20 protein-coding genes are annotated in these 15,651 nt (G+C 56.9%); 4 read left to right on the top strand and 16 right to left on the bottom strand.

Going from position 1 to position 15,651, the window contains the following annotated elements:
• Nucleotides 1–4 precede the first annotated feature (4 nt).
• The 4 genes from HY298_20965 (at nt 5) to HY298_20950 (ending at nt 5,183) form a co-directional block, all read left to right on the top strand.
• Nucleotides 5–1,390: a methanol--corrinoid methyltransferase gene (locus HY298_20965; protein MBI3852733.1), complete on the top strand. Its 1,386-nt coding sequence runs from the start codon at nt 5–7 to the stop codon at nt 1,388–1,390.
• Nucleotides 1,391–1,766: 376 nt separating this feature from the next.
• Nucleotides 1,767–3,752: a sodium:solute symporter gene (locus tag HY298_20960; protein MBI3852732.1), complete on the top strand. Its 1,986-nt coding sequence runs from the start codon at nt 1,767–1,769 to the stop codon at nt 3,750–3,752.
• A 725-nt stretch (nt 3,753–4,477) separates the two neighbouring features.
• Nucleotides 4,478–4,747 (top strand): hypothetical protein, encoded by a 270-nt coding sequence (locus tag HY298_20955; protein MBI3852731.1) that lies wholly within the window; start codon nt 4,478–4,480, stop codon nt 4,745–4,747.
• A 289-nt stretch (nt 4,748–5,036) separates the two neighbouring features.
• Nucleotides 5,037–5,183: a hypothetical protein gene (locus HY298_20950; GenBank protein ID MBI3852730.1), complete on the top strand. Its 147-nt coding sequence runs from the start codon at nt 5,037–5,039 to the stop codon at nt 5,181–5,183.
• Nucleotides 5,184–5,250: 67 nt separating this feature from the next.
• On the opposite strand, the gene HY298_20945 is transcribed toward HY298_20950, so the two are convergent.
• The 16 genes from HY298_20945 to HY298_20870 all read right to left on the bottom strand — a co-directional run bounded on the left by HY298_20945 (nt 5,251) and on the right by HY298_20870 (nt 15,632).
• On the bottom strand, nt 5,251–6,759 hold the full coding sequence (locus tag HY298_20945) for an AAA family ATPase (GenBank protein ID MBI3852729.1): 1,509 nt from the start codon (nt 6,757–6,759) through the stop codon (nt 5,251–5,253).
• Nucleotides 6,756–7,085, bottom strand: coding sequence for a hypothetical protein (locus HY298_20940; protein MBI3852728.1), 330 nt, complete (start codon nt 7,083–7,085; stop codon nt 6,756–6,758). Before HY298_20940 ends, HY298_20945 begins: the two co-directional genes overlap by 4 nt.
• Before the next feature lie 92 nt (nt 7,086–7,177).
• The gene (locus tag HY298_20935; GenBank protein ID MBI3852727.1) at nt 7,178–7,405 is read right to left on the bottom strand and encodes a hypothetical protein; all 228 of its coding nucleotides are present in this window, start codon (nt 7,403–7,405) and stop codon (nt 7,178–7,180) included.
• Nucleotides 7,402–7,593 carry a DUF2997 domain-containing protein gene (locus HY298_20930; protein MBI3852726.1) on the bottom strand — a complete coding sequence of 64 codons (192 nt, stop codon included), beginning with the start codon at nt 7,591–7,593 and terminating at the stop codon, nt 7,402–7,404. Before HY298_20930 ends, HY298_20935 begins: the two co-directional genes overlap by 4 nt.
• Nucleotides 7,590–7,964: a DUF1257 domain-containing protein gene (locus tag HY298_20925; GenBank protein MBI3852725.1), complete on the bottom strand. Its 375-nt coding sequence runs from the start codon at nt 7,962–7,964 to the stop codon at nt 7,590–7,592. Before HY298_20925 ends, HY298_20930 begins: the two co-directional genes overlap by 4 nt.
• Nucleotides 7,965–8,027: 63 nt before the next feature.
• Nucleotides 8,028–8,222 carry a hypothetical protein gene (locus HY298_20920; protein MBI3852724.1) on the bottom strand — a complete coding sequence of 65 codons (195 nt, stop codon included), beginning with the start codon at nt 8,220–8,222 and terminating at the stop codon, nt 8,028–8,030.
• Between the two features lie 14 nt (nt 8,223–8,236).
• The gene (locus HY298_20915) at nt 8,237–9,244 is read right to left on the bottom strand and encodes a hypothetical protein (GenBank protein MBI3852723.1); all 1,008 of its coding nucleotides are present in this window, start codon (nt 9,242–9,244) and stop codon (nt 8,237–8,239) included.
• Between the two features lie 95 nt (nt 9,245–9,339).
• Nucleotides 9,340–9,861: a hypothetical protein gene (locus HY298_20910; GenBank protein MBI3852722.1), complete on the bottom strand. Its 522-nt coding sequence runs from the start codon at nt 9,859–9,861 to the stop codon at nt 9,340–9,342.
• 85 nt (nt 9,862–9,946) lie between these two features.
• Nucleotides 9,947–10,381 carry a hypothetical protein gene (locus tag HY298_20905; GenBank protein MBI3852721.1) on the bottom strand — a complete coding sequence of 145 codons (435 nt, stop codon included), beginning with the start codon at nt 10,379–10,381 and terminating at the stop codon, nt 9,947–9,949.
• Between the two features lie 12 nt (nt 10,382–10,393).
• Nucleotides 10,394–10,879, bottom strand: a complete 486-nt coding sequence (locus HY298_20900) for a hypothetical protein (GenBank protein ID MBI3852720.1) — start codon at nt 10,877–10,879, stop codon at nt 10,394–10,396.
• A 239-nt stretch (nt 10,880–11,118) separates the two neighbouring features.
• A complete protein-coding gene (locus HY298_20895; protein MBI3852719.1) occupies nt 11,119–12,180 on the bottom strand; it encodes a WGR domain-containing protein in 1,062 nt (353 codons plus the stop codon).
• A gap of 186 nt (nt 12,181–12,366) precedes the next feature.
• Nucleotides 12,367–13,317: a hypothetical protein gene (locus HY298_20890; protein MBI3852718.1), complete on the bottom strand. Its 951-nt coding sequence runs from the start codon at nt 13,315–13,317 to the stop codon at nt 12,367–12,369.
• A gap of 12 nt (nt 13,318–13,329) precedes the next feature.
• Entirely contained in the window at nt 13,330–13,947 is a 618-nt protein-coding gene (locus HY298_20885) for a hypothetical protein (protein ID MBI3852717.1), read from the bottom strand.
• Nucleotide 13,948: 1 nt separating this feature from the next.
• Nucleotides 13,949–14,608, bottom strand: a complete 660-nt coding sequence (locus HY298_20880) for a ThiF family adenylyltransferase (protein ID MBI3852716.1) — start codon at nt 14,606–14,608, stop codon at nt 13,949–13,951.
• Nucleotides 14,605–14,940, bottom strand: a complete 336-nt coding sequence (locus tag HY298_20875) for a hypothetical protein (GenBank protein MBI3852715.1) — start codon at nt 14,938–14,940, stop codon at nt 14,605–14,607. Before HY298_20875 ends, HY298_20880 begins: the two co-directional genes overlap by 4 nt.
• Nucleotides 14,937–15,632 carry a hypothetical protein gene (locus HY298_20870; GenBank protein ID MBI3852714.1) on the bottom strand — a complete coding sequence of 232 codons (696 nt, stop codon included), beginning with the start codon at nt 15,630–15,632 and terminating at the stop codon, nt 14,937–14,939. Before HY298_20870 ends, HY298_20875 begins: the two co-directional genes overlap by 4 nt.
• Nucleotides 15,633–15,651: the final 19 nt, after the last annotated feature.

Raw genomic sequence — 15,651 nt, 5'->3', positions numbered from 1 at the left:
CACAATGACTAAATACCACGAGCTCGCGATCAAAGATCCAGACGCACTGCGATTCGGGGTGTCGCCGAAACCTTTGACCACGCGAAGCGGAATGGTAATTGGCGGCGGCCAGGTGTTTCCAGAGCTTAATTTCACGCTTCCGACCATGTTCGTGGACGAGTCCACGATGCCAGAAATCCGCCGCCAGTATCATGAGATTATCACGGGGGCGCTTAGCCGTGCCGTGGAGTTGGAAGCTAACGGGTTGGTGATCGAGTTCGAAACCCTGCCGCCGATGACCGAAAACCCTGCATGGGGAGTTGAGCTGGCCAATATACTGCTTGAAGCCATCGAGGAAGCGCACACGAAGCACGGACTCAAGAGCGTCCTTCGCATGACTCCGAATGACATGCGGGAAATGGAGCGCCCTCCGCGAATGCGCAGCGGCCCTTGGTGGGACTGCATGCTTAAAACGTTCGATGGGGCTGCTGGGGCGGGCGCTGAGTTGCTAAGTATTGAATCGGTCGGGGGGAAGGAAGTTCATGATGACGCGCTCATGATGGGTGACATCTCTGCGGTAATTTTTGCGCTGTGTGTCATGGGCGTGCGCGACATGCAGTTTTTATGGACGCAGCTCGGCGGGATCGCCCGGAAGCACGGTGTCCACTGCGCTGGAGACACCGCATGCGGATTCGGCAACACGGCGATGGTTCTCGCCGAACAAAAGATGATCCCGCGGGTCTTCGCCGCGGTCGTGCGCGCCGTATCGGCAGTGCGCTCACTCGTTGCCTACGAGTGCGGCGCGGTCGGCCCGGGCAAGGATTGTGGCTACGAAAATCCGATTCTCAAAGCGATCACGGGATACCCGATGGCGATGGAAGGTAAAACGGCCGCGTGCGCTCACCTGAGTCCGCTGGGTAACATCGCCGCTGCTGCATGCGATACTTGGAGCAATGAGTCGGTGCAGAACATCAAGCTGCTCGGCGGGATGGCGCCGACCTGCTACCTTGAGCAGCTTATTTACGATTGCCGGTTGATGAATCAAGCTCTCGCGGACGGGCGTGACGCGGCGCTGCTCTATCGGAAATGGATGGTCGGCTCGGACGCCTCACTCGATCCGCAGGCTTACATCCTTACCCCTGTAAACTGCATCGCGATCGCCGAAGCCATCGTTCGAGCGCCTGATTACTACAACGCCGGGAAGGCGGCTGCTTTGACCGCGGTGAGTCTCCTGCGGGAGGGAATGCAAGCTGGTAGCCTCAAGATTAGCGAACGCGAGGTGCCATGGTTCGATACTATCCAGAAAACCGTCGAAAGTTTGCCTGTGAAGGAGGACCAATTCGTCGAACAAATGATGGCAACGGTCGATACGACGAAGTTCATCGCGGCGGATTACAATTTACCAGCATGAGTCTGGATTCACGTTGCAACCATGATCTGCGACGCTCTCAATTCAAATGACAACAGGATTTATAGGTGCGATTTCGGAATCGCGTCTTCCGCTTGCGGACGGGGCGACCAGCACAATGTCCCAACGAATGGGCTACCCCCGGCGATGCGCCCGAACGGTGGACGCTGGGAAATTCAACAATCATTCCTGAACTGGTGCGTGGTTATCTTCAGGCCCGATCGGATATGAAAGCAGTAATTGATGCCTGGCGTGCGCAACTCAAGAGAATTGCTCCTTCGTCGAAAACGGAAGGCGATGTCACTACACCCACATGGCGACAGCGAACCGTGAAGTCTTGATTTCAGATGGAACCAACAAACCCAAAATTAACCTGACAATGCTTGGCGCTCTGGATTACTGCCTGATTGCCTTGTACAGCATTTCAATGCTAGGAATTGGCTTCTACCTGAAGAGAAGGGCTTCAGGTAACATTGAAGAATATTTCTTGGCCGGAAGAAAGTTGCCGTGGTGGATGTTGGGCTGTTCCGGTTCGGCAGCGTGGTTCGATATGTCGGGCACAATGCTGATCTGTTCTTTTGTCTACATGCTCGGCCCACGGGCCATTTATCTCGAGGGCTTTCGGAGCGGAGCGGGACTCGTTCTGATTTTCATGATGCTCTTTACGGGAAAGTGGCATCGTCGTTCGGGCTGTATGACGAAGGCCGAGTTAATGACCTATCGTTTCGGATCCGGCTGGCCCGGCGAAGCCGCTCGGCTCGTTACTGCTATCGGTGCATTATTATTCGCCATCAGCTCTCTCGCGTACCTCATTCGCGGGATGGGTTTGTTCATGTCGATGTTCATGCCACTGACTCCCTTTTCCTGTGCGTTGATCATGATTGGAATCGCAGCAATTTATACGATGCTTTCCGGGTTCTACGGGGTCGTTTACACGGACATTCTCCAATCGATCATAATGATCGCAGGGTCGATTATCATCTCGGTAATAGCCCTGAAAGCCATCCCGGATGTTTTCAGCCTTGGCGCTGTGGCTGCCCGGGTCACGGGAAACTCCGAGTGGACCAGTTTCGCGCCCGCGTTTCATGCATCCCTTCCGCCCGGCTATGCGCGTTATGATGACATGCTGTTCTTCAGCCTGTTTTATCTCTTCATCACGTTCGTGAGAGGCCTTGATATGGGGGCCGAGCCGCAATATTTCGGTGCCAGGAATGATAGAGAATGTGGGTTGTTATCGTTTATTTGGAATTATTGGATGATGTTTCGTTGGCCTATGATGATCGCTTTCGCTGTCTTGGGTATCTATTTGGTCGATCGGAACATTCCGAATCAGGCAGCGATTCCGGCGACAACTTCGCTGATTAGAAGTTTCTATCCCAACGTTACCGAAAACATTTGGGACGATCGACTGGCGGAAATCATTCACGCACCCGAAAGCCAGCCTGCAGGCTTGATAGGCGGTCTGCAGTCGACTCTGGGTGAAAATTGGAGAAAGGTGTTGAACTTGGTTGGCTTTAACGGGACGATCAACCCGGAGCGTATTCTGCCGGCCGTCATTCTAGACTCAGTTCCGATTGGACTCCGCGGCCTGATCCTCATTGCGATGATTGCTGCCTCCATGTCCACGTTCGCTCCCACAGTCAACAGTGCGTCCGCCTACTTTGTGCGGGACATCTTTCAACGCCACCTTTTTCCAAGAGCGTCGAACCGGAATCTAATGGTCGCCTCGTATGCCACGACTCTGGTAGTGGTAGTGATTAGCTTTTGGTTGGGATACATGGCCAAGAATATAAATGAAATCGCCGTTTGGATCCTGACGAGCCTCGTGGCAGGCCTCTGGATTCCTCCCATGTTGCGATTCTATTGGTGGCGACTTAATGGTCAAGGGGTGGCATTGGGTACCGCAGTTGGAATCCTACTGCCGATCATTCAACGAGCACTTTTTCCTGACGCCCAAGAATTCACACAGTTTTTCGTGATCAGTGGTCTAACATTGGCGACCACAATCGTCGGTAGTCTGCTTACGAAGCCGACTGAAATTTCGGTTCTTTATCGATTTTACACCAGCACGCGCCCCTTCGGCTTCTGGGGGCCAATCAAAAAAACTGTTCCACCAAAAATCGTGATTTCGATGCATAGGGAGCACTTCCACGACCTACTTTCGATGCCTTTTGCATTCTTTTGGCAGCTTTTACCTTATCTGATTCTGATGCAGTTGGTGACCAAAAGCTTCAAAGGACTTTGGGTTACTATTCCATTATACATCGTCGCCTGCCTTGGACTTTTTCGGTTTTGGTTTCGCAACTTGTCTCGAAGCTTGCCTGAAGAATCCCGCATGGCAGAGACTCCAGAACTCCTGACATAGGATCCAATGTTTCCCAGTATTTCCGTGCTTTTTTGCACCCTGAGGTTGCGAGGGGTGCGAACCCAAATCTGTCCGCTTTTTTTTGACCGCTGGGTTAAGCTGCCCGTTATGGGCGGTGCCAAAACTGACGACCTCTGTCCAGATCCCCAAACCCCCGAAGGCACTCGAATCATCAACGAGCGCTGTTTGATCAGGACGCAGGATGAACACCGTGTGATGCTGGTGTCCGGGATTGTCCTGGCACAGTATTCGTTGACCGATCAGATAGCCAAGGCTTACGCAAGGGTCATTCTTGTCGAGCAAGGATGGGCCACTCAGCAAGACGTAGCTCGTGTATCCCATTGTTCAGCGCGCACGGTTCGGCGGAATCACCGGCGATTCGAGAATAGTAGTCTGTCCGCCTTGGGACAGCTTGGTGGCGATCCCAAGGGCCAGTAGCGGCTGTCGGTGCAGCGCGCAGTGGATGGATCGAGCGTCTCAAGGGCCAAGGCCACTCTCATCTGGAAATAGCGCGGCGTGCCGGAGTGTCAGCGGACGATGGACGCGTTGCGGTAAAGCGACACGAGCCACCAGTTATCCACTACTGAATGAACACGGTTGGGCACTGAACGCTTTCTGGCTTCCGGAGATCCGGGAGGAGGGCATGCGCGGCGGGAAGGCGAAAGCCTTCAGGCCGCAGATTGATTCTTCACCCGAATTCGTCGTGACACGCTGGCACTAGATGGGTGACTGAACGGATCGTCTCCCGGGTGGGAGGAACGCATCCGAATCAAAAAGAAGAAATCACAGGAACGAATCGCACCTTGAATGCCGCCTGCAAAACCGGAAAAAGACCAGGAAAGCTTTTAAGAAAAAGGCTTTCTAACCGAATCGTCTTTTCATACTTGACCACTCACGCTAATGGGGTGACTCCTTACAACCTGATTGATCTGCTGAACAGGGAGACCTGTTCGCTGATCGAGTTGCACTGCGAGAAAAAGGTACATTCTTTCTGAATTTAAGAAATGCAACGAATAATCAGGATTTGAATAAACCATGCACCCGGAATGAGTCAGAAGATCCAAAGGAGTGGAGGTTGGAACCCCGCTTCAAGACGAGAAAAGGGATTTGAGTCAGAAGCAAAATCGAAAAGATCATCGCAGATTCCTTTGCTTACGAAGGGATAATCTTTGATTATGAACCCACAGTAATCATCCAGGGATTCAGAATTCGCCCGGACTTTTATCTGCGCGACTACGATGTGTTCTACGAGCACTTCGGCCGGAACGACGAATCCTACCCTCTGTGCTGCCAACGCAAAAAAAGTTGCTCTATCGGCAGGGCGGCGTGCGATTGATTTACACAACGATGGTGGATGAACCCGACATCGAGGAAATATTGACGGATCAACTCGCTTCCCTTGCGCTGGGTCTCGACCCGCTCGAAGGTTGAGGCTCTCTTGTTCCGGGAGAGGCAGCCTCCCACAACGCAGAAGCTGCCTCTTTGGTGGTTCGCTTGGCTAATTGTAATTCGCAGTCACGATTTTTCTTGATCGGTTCTCGGATTCAATCGGCGTGGCCCGTCGAGCGCGACCCTTGGACCACTTTCGCAGCACGTCGATTTGTTCGCTCATCAGCTTGCTCAGTGGCACCAGCTCATTTAACAGCATCGCGATCGACAGATCCGTTGGTTCGGTGCGGCGACTGAACGCTTCATGAAGCGAATCGATGAACAACTGTTCAATTTCAGAACCCGTCAGTCCCTCCGTTGCCTTCGCGAGTTGGACGATGTCAAACTGCTTTGAATCACGATTGAACTTTGTGATTTGAATCCGCCAGATCGCTTCCCGCTCTTCCTGGTTCGGTAGATCAACAAAGAACAATTCATCGAACCGTCCCTTGCGCAACAATTCTGGCGCCAACTGACTCACGTCATTTGCCGTCGCCACGACGAACACCGGGGCCGTGCGGTCCTGCAACCAGGAGATGAAGGTGCCAAACACCCGCGAGGCCGTTCCACCATCCGAGACGCCCGAACTGCGCGAGCCGCTCAATCCCTTTTCAATCTCATCCAGCCACAACACGCACGGCGCAATGGCTTCCACGGTGGCAATGACCGAGCGCAGGTTGCCCTCGCTCTGGCCCACCAGTCCGGCGAACAGGCGGCCGGCATCCAGTTTGAGCAGCGGGCGGTTAAACACGCTGGCCGTCGCTTTTGCGGTCAGCGACTTGCCCGTTCCGGGAATGCCGACGATGAACAGGCCTTTCGGATGGGGCAGGCCATATTCCCGCGCTGCTTGGCCGAAGGCATCCCGACGTTGCCGCAGCCACGCCTTGAGGCATTCCAATCCGCCGATTTCTTCGAGCGACGCCGGTGACGGACAGACTTCCAGCAAGCCGCTCTTCTTTACTTCGTTTGCCTTTTCACGCGCCACCACCCTTGAGTTGAGCTGGCTGGTTTCGATCACGGACAGTGCGAACGCATTCTCCGCTTCGATCGAGGTGAGGCCACAAGCCCCGTCGAGCAGTTGTTCCCGCGCATCGCCTTCCGGCTTGGTCAGTTTCGCGGAGTGGGCAATGCCATCGAGCACGGTTTCCAACGTGGCCTTGTCGGGCAGGGCAAACGGCACCACGACAAATTCCCGCTCCAGTTCGGGGGGCAACGTCAAACGGCAGCCGAGGATAACCTGAACTTTTCCTTTGCTCTTTCCAACGCGCAGGCTCTCCTTGACTTTGCGCACCAGCACGGGATTGCCGTCCTCCAGGAACTGGTGAAAGTCCTTGAGCAGAACGATCGCATTCTCCGGCAATTCATCCAGGACGGTCATCAGTTGAATGGGGTCCTGGGCGTCCCGCGCGTGACCGTCCGCGGTGTCAACCAACCCCTCCGTGATGGTCCAGGCATACAAACGATACTTCAAGGTTGTCGCGATGGCTTTCATCTCCGCTTCGACCCGCGCTTCTTCGGACGAGACGAGGTAGAGGCCGGGATAGCCGGCCCGGATGTAGTTTGTGATTTGTGTTTTCATGATGCTCCTTTCGCTTTGAGGTTTTCGGCCTGGGCGAGCGCCGCTTCGCAGAATTCAAACTGGCACCGCGAAAGCTCCGATTTCGGTCGCCGCTGGTCTTCCAGAAGCAACTGGAGCGCCGCCACCAAATCCGGGACCACGTTGGCCGCGTGACAGGCATACTGCGCGTCTCGCACCGCGTCGATGCGTCCCAAACAGATTTCTTTCGCCGGGTCGTGTTTCCTGCGGCCCAACAGCCGGACCGTGGGAACGATTTTATCGTTATCCATCTCCGCAAAACGCCAGGGCAACGGCGTGATGACTTTCAGCAGTTCAATTAATTTCATGTGTTTCCTTTCTGGTCTTGGTTTTTTGTGGAATGAAAAAAGACCCGCCCTGAACCAACAGAGCGGGTCGGTGAGGATTTCCGGAGGGGTCGTTATTCCCTCCCGAAATATTGTTCCTCCCAAAGCAGGCATTCCTGCCGGGAAGGATGTGAATGCAGACACTGGCCGTAGCCGTTGAACACGCACCACGTTTGCAGCTCGTTGTCGAACTCGATGCTTGTGGCGCGTTCGATCCGCAGGCGGCCGATCGCGGCGAGCTCAATCGCCTCGGTGTACAGCCCCTGCACCCGGCCGTCGGGTTGAACCATCAGCGTGGTCATGTGCCGACCTTTTGGTTGACCGCCCGGACGTTTTTCCGGAACCATTCCGGCTTGCGCGTCCGGTTCGAGGGTTGGCCGAGGGCCGATTCGAGAAAGGCCGTGGCTTGTTCGCAGTCGGCCCCCTGAAACCCCGCGGCGTTGATCGTGAGTTGACCCTGTGGGTTGATGAGGATTTCGATGATTTTCATAAGCCTCCGATCGTCAGTTTGATCGAACCGTCCGTGCGCAACGCCCGTTGCACCGACAGTCCGCGTTTCCTGGCTTCCCGGCTGGCTTTGTGGACGGCGTAGAGCTGGAGCAGCCGGCCGTAATTCTGGCCGACCTCCTTCTCGACGTGACCGCCCCACCAATCGGTGCCCAGGCCGTACGTGTGGTTGGCCTCCCGTTGGAGCGCAATGTCGCACGACCCTTTCAGCCGGATGACATACTCGCCCCGTTGCTGCGTCCCGATGCCGCGCGCCTCGCTGTTCTGGAGCAGGTCGAAACCCATCTCCGCGCACGCTTCGCGTAGTGCTTCAATGTCCTTGATTTGTGTTTGTATGGTTGTGAAGTGACTCATGGTTTTGGTTGAGAGTTAATGGTTGATGGAAAGAGCGGCCCAGAGAACTGAGCCGCTTGTGGATTACAGGATCGTCTTGCCTTTGGAAGGCAGACGATGAATGTAGTTACGGATGAATTCCTTCAGGTGAGCTTCGCATTGGATGAAGAAGGCGCCGCCCACCCGGGTGAACTTGTGCGCCCGGCTCTGCGCCATATCCAGGGCGAATTGCCGTACGTGTTTTTTGCTGATCAGCCTGACTTTAATTTCAAGACTCATGATGCAGGCTCCTTTCAGGCTGCCAGATGGAACTTCCGTTGGCCCAGGGCGCCGAACTGTTCGACGATCTGACGACAGTCCTGTCGGGCGAGATCGCGCGCGGTGTCCGCCAGTCCCCGCAGTCCCGCCTGCAACCGGGCGCGGGCCGATTCACTGTCGCGATAATCCGCCGCCGTGCGTTGCAGGAATTCCTGGCGCACCCGTTCCAGTTCCGCTTCCATCTGCCGATCCCCGGCAAAGTTCAGTTGCTTGAATTCGTCGATGAACCGGACGAGTCGATTGAGGGTCTTTTGGTGCAGGCCGGTTTTGCCGGAGCGCATGCTCTCCAGCATCTCTTCGCAGAGTTGGGCGGTCTGTGCTCGCAGCGAGCCCACGCAATCTGCGACAAACGCTTCCACCTCCCGATGGATTTGCGAGGCGGCCGCCTGCGCCGCCTGTTCCCGAACCCGGATGATTTCCTGTTGTTCGCCCGCCGAAACCAAAGCCAGGTCCAGCCCCTCCGGCACGCGAATTTGGAACAGTTGCGTCGAGAACTCGAAGAACTTTTCCATCCGGGCCGGCTCCGGGAACGAAGCCTCGATGGCGGCCACCAGACGCTCGGGGTCACTCACCAGTTGTCGCGCGGCGGCCAGCCATTCGGCCGACGCCTGCTGGCGCATCTCAGCGTAGCGGGCGAGGAAGTCGGCCTTGGCCCTGGCAAATTCCCCCGCCAGGCGGTTGATTTTGTCGAGCACTTCCGGAAGTTTGGGATTCGGCAGGAACCGGCTCAGTCCCTTGAGGAACGGGAAGGTGCTGGCTTCGACGAGCGCATGCGCCCGGCTTTCCACCAGCGCAAAACCTTCCAGCGCCTCCTTCGGCAGGAGTTTCTTGTGGCCGAGACTGATCAGCCGGTCGGTCACTTTGTCCGGATCGAGTCCGAGGTCTTCGGCGTTCAGTTTCTTCGTCGCGCGCCAATAGCGCACCGACACATTCATGAGCACACCCTCGCGAGTGAGCACGTCCAACAGTTGATTTTCTTGCATGATGTTTTTCTTTCTTGGAAATGGAAAAGCCGGACACACGGATGTATCCGGCCTCTCCGGTTTTGTGGTTTGGTGTTGAAGAAACCTGATCTGTCTTAGTTCAGGCCGGGATTGGCGCCGACGGCGGAGGTAATGACGAGGTCGGGACAAAGATTCGGAGCCGCCTTTTTGCGGTTCTCCTCCACGATGTCCATCCAGCCCTCGCCGACGTAGCGAAGGTGGAACTCGGCCATCATCATCTCGCGCACCTGGGCCGAGAGGTTCGTCCATTCCTGCCAGCCCGCCGGTCGCCGGTCGGCTTCCCGGGGATTGCAGGCGGCGTTGCACTGCGCGTAGAGAAGCGCGGCATCGCAGCCGGGAAGGTCATCCGGTTCGGCGTAATCGCCCACGAAGGCGATGCGGTCTCCGGCCCAGGAACCGACCAGCGGATGCTTCGCATGAAAATCCCCGCCGCCGCGCCCGCCGTCCTTGCTGCTGGAGGCCAGCAACATCACCGGTGCGGTCGAGGTGGAGTAACGCCAGCCGATTTGTTCATGCAACTTCAGACCGTTGCCGATCTGATGCGGATGAACGACCTGCTTTTTGTCGAGGTTGATGAGGTAAAGATATTGTCCCATAATGTTGTGTCCATTCGTTTGAGTGTTAAATGAAACGAGCCGGACGCTGATCGCGGTCCGGCCCGTGTCGGTTGGTGTGTTTGTTTCAGAGGGTGACGCAGTGGTCTTCCACCACCTCACCCTTGATTTTGCAGAGGCCCTTGAAGCCCATGCCCATTTCCTCGTAATCGAGCAGGAAGATGAGTGTGGGCCATTGCGGGCCGAGTTTTTCGAGGAACGCCAGCGGCGGTGACCAAGCGGTGTCGAACGCGCAGGTGAGATGCCCCTCCCATTCGTCCAACACTTCGGCATGGCACGCGCCCCATTTGCAGCCCCAGTGGTTCCGCTCCCAATCGTAGCCCGCTGCTTCGTATCCGGCGGCGATGACTGCGGCGGGAATGGGCACGAGGCTGTGGAAGTTGAGGACGTTGGGGTTCTCTCCCGTATGCCACGGTGAATGACCGACGGCTTGTTCCTGGAACCGTTTCACGTCCTCGTGGGGGCCATACACGGCGAGCTTGTTGTTGCACCAGTTGGGCATATTGATCTCCTCCTAGAGTGAACAGGTGACATGGGTGTTCAACTTGATGGCCTGGTCGAGAAACACCACCAACTCCGCGTGTTTCTCCATGAAGTAGAGGTGCCACTCATCCAGGCTGTTCTCCCGGTCGTCCACCGTGCCGCCCCGCGCCTCGATCTTCTCCTTCGTGATCGGTTCGAGTTTCGCCCTGGCCACCAGCTCGCGAAACTTCCGGAGTTGGTCCGCCCGCAGTTTGCGTTCTTTAGTGCACAGCGGGATGACATCCTGCCACCAACTCAACCTCAGCCAGTTCAGCAGGCAGGTCACGTTGTAGGAGTCCCGGAAGTAACCTTCCGTTAACATCAGGTCGTAATATTTCACGACTTCTTCCTGGGCCACCGTTGCTTCCTTCGAATCCCGCGGCAGGCGGTCCCGCCGCCGCACGGCTTCCTCGAACAACGGTTCATACTTTTCGAGGATGGGTTTGCGGATTTTCTCGATGTAGAGGTCAGCTCCCATACGGTTTTTTCCTTTCTTGGTTATGTCCCTCCCGAAAACACGGACGCAGCGTCAGGTGACAGTGCGGGCGCCGGCATCAGACCATCGGCCTGATTTTGACAGGGGATTGCTTTTTTTGAAAGCGAATGACTCCGCTGCCTTCCGGGCTTGCCGATCCCGAAATGGCTTTTGAAATCAAAAGGCCGGCCACATCGTGAGATGCGACCGGCCCGTTGAACCGAACTCGGTGAGTCTTCGTTTCAGTCTTCCGGTTTGAATTTGAGTTGCGAGACCTGGCACTCGTGATCGTTCACGTCGCCGCGGGGGCCGAGATAAATGGGCTGATACAGCACTCCGCTCTCACGATGCGCGTAGAGGTAACGAACTTCCACGACCTCGCCGGCCTTGGGGATGATGTGATTGGCCGGGATGGTCACGTTGCCGCAGGTTTGCCAGCCGTCGTGGCCGAGCAATTGCAACTCGACACTGCGTCGCTGGTTCACATTGGCGACCACCGCCGACAACGTGGCGCAGAACTTGTGCTTCAACTGCGTCCCGCCGCTGTTGGGCCGACCACTGGTGTAGGGGGCATTCACCTGCTTGAACACGATGCCTTCCCGTTTGCCCACGCGCAGTTGCTCCAACCGTTGCAACTTTTGTTGCGGGGTGAACGCCGTTTCGACCAGTTTGATCGCGCGCTGCTGGATGGGAGCCAACCAGTTCATCAATGCCGTCAGCCGTTCCCGGTAGGGCCAGCCCCGGATATCCACACCATCCAACACCAGCAGGTCGAACACGTGGAATGTGTCGCCGATGCTTTCGCCGTCCAGCACCACCTCCGCGCCATACTGCTGGATGACTCGAAACAACGGCTCCGGCAGTCCGACGACGACGCCTTGCTTGTTGATCCCTTCGATGGCCGCATTTTGTTTGCGAACCAACAGGCGTTTCCCGTTGAACTTCTCCTGCGCACACCAGTCGTCGTTTTCAATCAGGCCGGGCACCTCATCTGCCTCAATCGGATTGAGCAACTGAGGCACGAGTCCCGCCGCTTTTCGCTCGCTGTGTTGATAGGGCGTGCCGTCCGCGCCTGCGGTGTAACCCTTGGCCTTTTTTTCCTTCACCAGTTTGTCATAGATGCGCCTGGCTTCCGCGTGATCAACCGGCGAACTGGTTTTCGTGCCGGTGTTCAGGGTCGAACCGCGCCGGCCATAGGCGAAGTTGACGACGAACAGATCACCGGCGGGCTCGATGGCGCATTGATAGACCTTGTCGCTGCTGCCTTCGCGATAATACAGGGTGACTTGCACTTGGGTTTCCATGTTTGCTTTCATGTTATTTTGTTTTGTTGAAATGGACAAGCCGGACCCGCGCACTGGCGACTCCGGCTTCTTCGGGTTTGTTTGGTTTGTGAAAAACCTGAACCACCCGGCTCAGGCTTGAGGGGTGGGGTGCGCCGGCGATGACCAGATCATAGGGATTGGTTCTGCATCCGGCGGTTTCAGTTTTCAGTAGTCGAACGGGCCTTGGGCCATCTCGACGAGGAGTTCATCGGGTGTGACGCCGTGCTTCACACAGGCCTCGATGATGATCTGGCTGATTTCGCTTGCCGCGAGCGTGCTCAATTCAGCCAACCACTCTTCCTCTCCGACCGAATCGGCCGCGCAGCGCCGATGGATTTCCTCCAGCGCTTCATCCACCCGGGCGTATAAGAGCGGCCCCAGTTCCGATCGGTCCAAGCCCCACTGCGGATTGCGATCCCACGATGGCCGTTCTGTTTGCACGTCCACCATGTTCGTTCTCCAGGCGTCGGGAAAGTCCACCGTGACCTTCGCGCTCATCTGGAAACGCGCCAGTTCGTTGAGCATGCCGGGCGGAATCATGGCCGCCAGTCCCGGATCAATCGGCCAGAATTGACTCAGGTCCGGCTCGAAGCAATTGCCGTCCACATACAGCCGGGCGTGCAGGTCGTGCTGCTCCGCATCCATCCGGCCCACCGTGAGGTGCAGCCCGTCCTGATTCCATTCGTTCTGCTCGTCCGTCGAGGACTGGAACGCACTGGCCGAGCAATGGTGATGCACGGTGCCGAAGTAGAGCCAGTCATCCGACGGCTCGGATTGCCACGAGGCAAACCGTTCCTGCGCCTGCTCCGGTGTCTCGGGCGTCGGCAGTTCTCTTGCGCTCATCCCTGTGCGGGCCACCTGTGGAAACGCCCACGCGCCCCAACGTCCCAGCTTGTGGTTGACGTAGAGACGCACCTGGCTCTCGCTCTGCATCTCCTTGTGCGTCCACCGGAAGAACGACAGCACCTGATGCCACATCTCCGGCGCGAACTTCGGCCCGACATACTCCAACCTTCCCTTGGCCGTCTTGACCTCGTACTCGATCCGGCAGTTCAAGAGGCCGGGGACTTCCTTCGTTTCACTGACTTGTGGTTTGTTGATCTTGATGAGTTTCATTTTTTCCTTTCGTTATAGTTCCGCCGCCAGTTCCGGATGCCGTTCCCGCACGAAGGCAAGCACGGCATTGCGAATCTCGTTTTTGGAGTAGCTGGTTCCGCAATTTCCAGAATCGGTCGCTTCTTGTTCGCTGTAGTCGTAGTCCCCGTAGTTATCCAGGTCTGGGTTGCACTGGTTCCACGCGTCACCGTCAATTTTCTCGGCGATGACTTCCACGATTCCGTCAACACCCTCGCCCGCGTCAACGGCCGCTTGAACCATCTCCATCAGGTCCTCGGCGTCGATGCGGAACTCTTCGCTACCGGAGCGCGGCACAGAATAATCCGCCCGACCGTATTCCGTCTCCGAGAACTCGACGTTGATCGCGATGCCGTCATCCGGGTTGTTTCTGCCCCTTCGGACGGACGCAGGTCTGACCCGCTTGTCGCAGTTCGTTTCCACCCACTCCTTGATCTGTTCGAACGTTTCGCGCTCCGGCCCGGGCATCTTCCCCGCCAGCTTCAGGATCAACGCCCGGACGAACGGATTTCTTGGCACGAGCCGGATGAGCCCGATAAAGTTCGCATCGAACACTTCCTCGAGCCGACATTTGCGCTCCACTGGTTGAGGCGCGGTCATGACTTCACTCATGTTATCCTCCTTTCTGCCGGTAGGTTTCCAGTTGGGTCAGGTTGGCCGCGAATCTGTAGGGCAGCAACTCGACCGTCTCCTTGTCCAGCCGTGGTGCTTTCATCTGCCACAACACGAACAGGTGTTCCGCCAAGGCCGCCGCCATCAGGTTCGCCGATACCAATTGCCGGTTGTTTTCCTGAACCTCACCCGTGCAACCAATCGACGCCGCGCGCGGATCGCCGCTGTGGTCGGTTGTCAACTCCGGGTAGTAAACGCGCGGGTCGCGCGGTGTGCCCTTCCAGACCCGCCGGTAGTAGTATGCTTCCGCCGAGTGCATCTCGTTTGCGGCGATGATGGCCTGGCAGCCGTAGTCGTCACACTCCTCGAGCGTTTCGAGGCGCGCGCGATGATTGTCCACAAGGCAGATCAGCCAATCATTCCTGAAATGGCGGATGTTGCCGCGCGCGAACCACTCCGGGAGGGAGCGGCATCCGAATCTGCCTGCCAAGGCCTGTGCCTTGTTCATCCCGATCTGGCTGGCGTCAAACATCTGGCGGTTGAGGTTTTTCCGTTCGATGGTGTCGCCGTCAATCAGGGTGATCTCGTCAGGACTCCTGAGCAGGCAGAATGAGGGGACGATGGCCGAACCCACGCCCCCGCAACCGATGATGTAGTTCATATTTTCTCCTTCAGGGCTGCGGCAATGGTTTTGCCGAGTTTGTTGGGCGGATTGGATTTTTCCTTGAATCGCTCCAGGGCCGTTTTGGCCAGGGCAGCCAGTTGCGAATGCTCCGCCTCGTTTAGCAGCCGCACAAAGTGTTCTTCGTCAAACAGCACCAGACCCGCCATGATGGAGGGGGTGAGTTCGTCGCCGTGTTCCAGGTCGGTTCGTTTCAAGCAGCCCCACGTCTCGATTAGCAGCTTCTGAGAGAAGCTGTCGTCCAGTGTTGGGCAGGCTTTCAGTTTTGTGACCAGCGGCAGCAGCCCGCTGGATTTGGCCGGGGCAGTCATACGACGACCCTTTCCATGATGTCCGTGGACACCTTGTCACAGAGCGACGTCCAATCCGCCGCCTCGATCGGCAGTGTCTCAAACGTCTCGTTCGTCGGCTGAAACCGGAAGAACTTCTGCGACCGCTCCACCGTTCGCATCAGGTCGGCGTTCCACTTGGATTTGCGGAATTGCTCCAGGCTGGCGGTGACACACTCGCCGCCGGAGTCGTACCGGTCGTCGAAATTGCCCGTGCAGATCAGGCAATCGTCGTGCAGGTTGGGCAGGGGCAGCCGGTAACCTCGGTGGTCTTGGTCACAGGCGAAGAGCCAATTGCCGTCAATTTTGACGCAATCGTTTTCGACCGCGGTGCGAACCACGAAGGCCAGGCGCATTTCCTTGGGCGCGCGCCAGACCAGCTGCATCTCGACGTCGCTCGCCGACGCGAACGCCGGCACAAGTACGTTGTTGATCAACCGAAACCGTGCGTGCAACGGAATCCGGTCAATGACTGCCGACCAGATCGTGTCGTTGTTGCCAACATTGGCATGTACCAAGCCCCATTCAGGCAATGACAGGACATTCCGAATGATCCGCGTCATTCCCTCCGTCAACGCGTCCAGTACCGATTGCTCGGCTTTCAGATCGCGTTCGCGTATGACTCTCTGGGTGAGAGTCCCGTTTTCCCGGATGATGATTTCTGTGGTTTCCATGGTGGAAAAAGGAAAGCCC

Source organism: Verrucomicrobiota bacterium, from assembly GCA_016200005.1.
Taxonomy (GTDB): domain Bacteria; phylum Verrucomicrobiota; class Verrucomicrobiia; order Limisphaerales; family PALSA-1396; genus PALSA-1396.
This window is presented reverse-complemented; position numbering and strand designations above follow the sequence as displayed.